Genomic DNA, 497 nt, shown 5'->3' on the forward strand with positions numbered 1-497 from the left:
GGGGGAGCGGAAGGCCCCGGCGCAGACCGAGGACGCCGAAGTGGCGTTCACGGCCTACGTCCGGGAGCGCCGCGCCTCCCTGTACGCCACCGCCTACCACCTGACCGGCGACCGGTTCGAGGCCGAGGATCTGCTGCAGAGCGCCCTCTTCTCGACGTACCGGGCATGGGACCGGATCAGTGACAAGGCGGCGGTCGGCGGTTATCTGCGCCGCACCATGACCAATCTGCACATCAGTGCCTGGCGCAGGCGCAAGCTGAACGAATACCCGACCGAGGAGCTGCCGGAGACGGCGGGCGACACGGACGCGATGCGCGGTACGGAGCTGCGCGCCGTGCTCTGGCAGGCGCTGGCGCGGCTGCCCGAGACGCAGCGCACGATGCTGGTCCTGCGCTACTACGAGGGCCGCACGGACCCGGAGATCGCGTCCATCCTCGACATCAGTGTCGGCACGGTGAAGTCCAGCATCTGGCGGTCGCTCCGCCGGCTGCGTGAGG

The 497-nt window shown here is 70.0% G+C and carries 1 protein-coding gene; it reads left to right on the forward strand.

The window, feature by feature from the left end:
• Positions 1–497: SigE family RNA polymerase sigma factor (locus tag JGS39_RS40140; protein ID WP_219574673.1), on the forward strand; the 497-nt coding region annotated here is incomplete at both ends.

Origin of the sequence: Streptomyces poriferorum (assembly GCF_019399235.1) — a bacterium.
GTDB lineage: Bacteria > Actinomycetota > Actinomycetes > Streptomycetales > Streptomycetaceae > Streptomyces > Streptomyces poriferorum.